We start from the raw sequence: 3,887 nt of genomic DNA, 5'->3' as shown, positions 1-3,887 counted from the left end.
CGGGCCGGGCGCGGAGGGCCGGGCCCGCGGCGGGGCCGGCGTGGTGCGCCGGGCCCGCCGTGCGCTACTCGCTGGCGATCGCGTTCAGGACGTTCATCCGTCCCGCCCGGAACGCCGGGAACAGGGCCGCCAGCAGGCCGACGAACGCCGAGGCGACGAAGACACCCACGATCGTGGGCCACGGGATGCTCAGCACGCCCAGGCCCTCCAGCGCGAGGAGCTTCTGCGCGGCCGTGCCCCAGCCCATGCCGAGGCCCAGGCCGATCAGCGCGCCGAACAGCGCGATCACCACCGACTCCAGCCGGATCATGCGGCGCAGCTGGCGGCGCGAGAGGCCGATGGCCCGCATGAGGCCGATCTCCCGGGTCCGCTCCACCACCGACAGGGCCAGGGTGTTCACGACGCCGAGCACCGCGACGATGATCGCGAGCGCCAGCAGCGCGTAGACGATGTCGAGCAGCTGGCCGATCTGGTCGCGCAGCGTCTTCTTGTAGTCGGTCTGGTTCTGCACGGAGTACTGCGGATAGGGCTTCAGGGAGTCCTTGAGCGCCGTGTACGCCTGCTTCTCGCGGCCGTCCTTCGCCGCGGCGAACATGATCTCGTTCTCCGGCATCCGGTCGGCCGGCAGGTAGCGGGAGGCCGTCGTGATGTTCGTGTACATCACGCCCGTGTCGATGGCGCCCTTGTCGGAGGTGACCGCGGCGATCCTCAGGTGCGCGGTCCGCCCGCCGGTGAACGCCACGGTCAGCGTGTCCCCGGCCCGTACGTGGTGGGCCTTCGCGTACGTCGTGCCCACCGACATGGCGTTCGCCCCGTACGCGGCGGACAGCGTGCCCTGCGTCGTGTCGCGGCGCAGGTCCGAGGCGTACGACGGGTCCGCGGCGACGAGCGGCGCGTGCTTGCTCACCGACCCGTTCGGCGCCGTGACCGTCGCGTCGACGTCCTTGTACCGCGTGACGTGGTCGAGGCCGGGCGTGTGCCGCAGTGCGGCCTCCGCCTGCGGCACGATCGGCTGGCCGGTGTCCGACTGGATGATGAAGTCCGCGCCGACCGTGCGGTCCAGCTCGTCCGTCGCCGACGCGACCATCGACGAGCCGACCACCGACAGGCACGCCACCAGCGCGAGGCCGATCATCAGCGCCGCGCCGGTCGCTCCGGTGCGGCGCGGGTTGCGCAGCGCGTTGCGCTCGGCCATCCGCCCCACCGGCCCGAACAGCCGCAGCACGACCGTGCTGATCGCCCGCACGACGCCGCCCGCCAGCAGCGGCCCGACGACGACGAACCCGACGAGCGTCGCGACGATCCCGAGGCCCAGCAGCGGCGACGCCTCGCCCGCCTTCTGCTGCTGCGTCGCCGCGTACAGCGCGAGGCCGCCGCCCAGCGTCAGCAGCAGGCCGACCGCGGCCCGGACGCGGCCCGCGCGGCCGTCGGCCGGGGTGCCCGCGTCCCGCAGCGCCGCCATGGGCGAGATCTTCCCGCCTCGCCGCGCCGGGACGTACGCGGCGACGACGGTCACGATGATGCCGAGCGCGAGCCCGACCACCGGGGTGCGCCAGGTGACGGTCAGGTCCTGCGTCGACAGGTCCATGCCGGCCGCGCCCATGACCTTCATCAGCCCCACCGCGAGGCCGACGCCCGCCGCGACGCCCGTCACCGAGCCGACGACGCCGAGCAGTACCGCCTCCGTCAACACGGACCGGTTGACCTGCCTGCGGCTCGAACCGAGCGCCCGCATCAGGCCGATCTCCCGGGTGCGCTGCGCGACCAGCATCGAGAACGTGTTGACGATCAGGAAGATCCCGACGAGGAACGCGATCCCCGCGAAGCCGAGCATCGCGTACTTGATCACGTCGAGGAAGGAGCCGACCTCCTTCTTGTTCGCGTCCGCGTTCTCCTTCTGCGTCTGGATCGTGTACGCGCCGGTGCCGGCGAGCGCCTCCCGCACGTTCCGCTTGACCTGCGCGTCGCTCGCGCCCTTCGCCGCCGTCACGTCGAACGCGCTGAACCTGCCCGGGCCGCCGAGGAGTTCGCGCTGCGCGGTCGCCGTGTCGAAGTAGACGACGGTCGCGCCCGGGTTGGTGACCTTGAAGGTCGCGATGCCGGAGACGCGGGCCGTGAAGTCGCCGGTGCCCGAGATGGTCCGCAGCGTGTCGCCGAGGCGCAGGTGGTGCTTCTTCGCGGTGTCCGCGTCGACCATCACCTCGCCGGCCCGCGCGGGCCGGTGGCCCGACGTCACGTCCATGGACTTCGCGTCGCCGGACGTCCAGTTGCCCGCGATGGTCGGGGCGCCCGTCGTCGGGCCGACGTTCTTGTCGTGCGCGTCGACGACGGTGACGGACTGGCTGGAGACGGCGCCCTCCACGGAGCGCACGCCCGGCACCTTCTCCAGCCGCGCCATCGTCGCGGCCGGCAGCGACTCGGGCCTGCCGGTGGGCCCGCCCGAACCGTTACCGGTGTCCTTCGGCGAGACGGTGACGTCCGACGCGGTCACCGCGAACAGCTTGTCGAAGGTGGTGTCCATCGTGTCCGTGAACACGAGCGTCCCGGAGACGAACGCCACCGACAGCAGGACCGCGATCGCCGAGAGCGCCATGCGGCCCTTGTGCGCGAGGAAGTTGCGCAGCGAGGTCTTGAAGAGAGTCATGACGTGCGCCCCCGCGCCTCGAAGTGCTTCATCCGGTCGAGCACGGAGTCGGCCGTCGGCCGCAGCATCTCGTCGACGATCCTGCCGTCGGCGAGGTAGAGGACCCGGTCCGCGTAGGAGGCGGCGACCGGGTCGTGCGTCACCATCACGATCGTCTGGCCGAGTTCGTCGACGGACGTGCGCAGGAAGCCGAGGATCTCGGCGCCCGCGCGGGAGTCCAGGTTGCCCGTCGGCTCGTCACCGAAGATGATCTCCGGCCGGGCCGCCAGGGCACGCGCCACCGCGACGCGCTGCTGCTGGCCGCCGGACAGCTGGGTCGGCCGGTGCCCCAGCCGGTCCCCGAGCCCCACGGTCTCCACCACGCGCCGCAGCCACGCGGCGTCCGGCTTGCGGCCCGCGATGTCCATGGGCAGCGTGATGTTCTCCATCGCGTTCAGCGTCGGCAGCAGGTTGAACGCCTGGAAGATGAAGCCGATCCGGTCCCGGCGAAGCTGCGTGAGCCGCTTGTCCCTGAGCCGGGTGATCTCCGTCTCGTCCAGGTGGATCTCCCCGGACGTCACCGTGTCGAGCCCCGCGAGGCAGTGCATCAGGGTCGACTTGCCGGACCCCGACGGCCCCATGATCGCGGTGAACTGCCCCTTCGCGATGTCCACATCGACATGGTCGAGCGCGACGACCCGGGTCTCCCCCGCCCCGTACGCCTTGACGACCTGTCGCGCTCGCGCCGCGACTGCCGTACGCCCTCCAGTACCCCCGTGCCTGGGTGTGCTGACAGCAGTGGTCACGGTATGTCTCCTCGGTAGGTGCTGCTTCGGCTCTCGCCAGTCTTCTCAATGCGGGGGCCCGGCGCCCTGGTGCACGGCACCGTCCTGTCCTCGGGTTTTCCCCACCCCCGCCGCTGGGGCCCCCGCCCCTTGCCGCGGCGATCCCCGGCCGCGGCGCGGGCCCTCGGACCCGTAAGAACAAGGTAAGGAGCGCCACCCCGCCCCCACCTCCTCCAGCGGGACGAACGGCCCCTGGGCAGATGTGAGGAGGTCCCCCTAGGGGAGCCCGCGCCGGGACCGGGCCCTGAGGTGGAGGGAGGCGCACTCCCGCAGGTCGGCGGGGGGTGAGAGGCTGAGGGGCGGCACACCACCGCCGTACGGGCGAACGGCGCGGCCGCCGCGAGGCGGGCGCCGCACCGGCCGTACGGGCTCCACGCACCACGCCCGCGACGGCCGCGCCCCGGCGGCCCGCACGGCGG

2 protein-coding genes are annotated in these 3,887 nt (G+C 72.5%); both read right to left on the bottom strand.

Features of this window, described 5'->3' with window-relative positions:
• Positions 1–64: 64 nt before the first annotated feature.
• Entirely contained in the window at positions 65–2,644 is a 2,580-nt protein-coding gene (locus L1885_RS25050) for an ABC transporter permease (RefSeq protein WP_235799446.1), read from the bottom strand.
• Complete coding sequence (locus L1885_RS25045) at positions 2,641–3,429, bottom strand: ABC transporter ATP-binding protein (protein ID WP_235799445.1); 789 nt, start codon at positions 3,427–3,429, stop codon at positions 2,641–2,643. Before L1885_RS25045 ends, L1885_RS25050 begins: the two co-directional genes overlap by 4 nt.
• Positions 3,430–3,887 lie beyond the last annotated feature (458 nt).

This window comes from Streptomyces fuscigenes (assembly GCF_021556455.1).
Lineage (GTDB): Bacteria > Actinomycetota > Actinomycetes > Streptomycetales > Streptomycetaceae > Streptomyces > Streptomyces fuscigenes.
This window is presented reverse-complemented; position numbering and strand designations above follow the sequence as displayed.

What these genes read in the sequence shown, in the direction of transcription:
- L1885_RS25050 (WP_235799446.1), bottom strand. Translation starts at nt 2,644, where the DNA reads ATGACTCTCTTCAAGACCTCGCTGCGCAACTTCCTCGCGCACAAGGGC.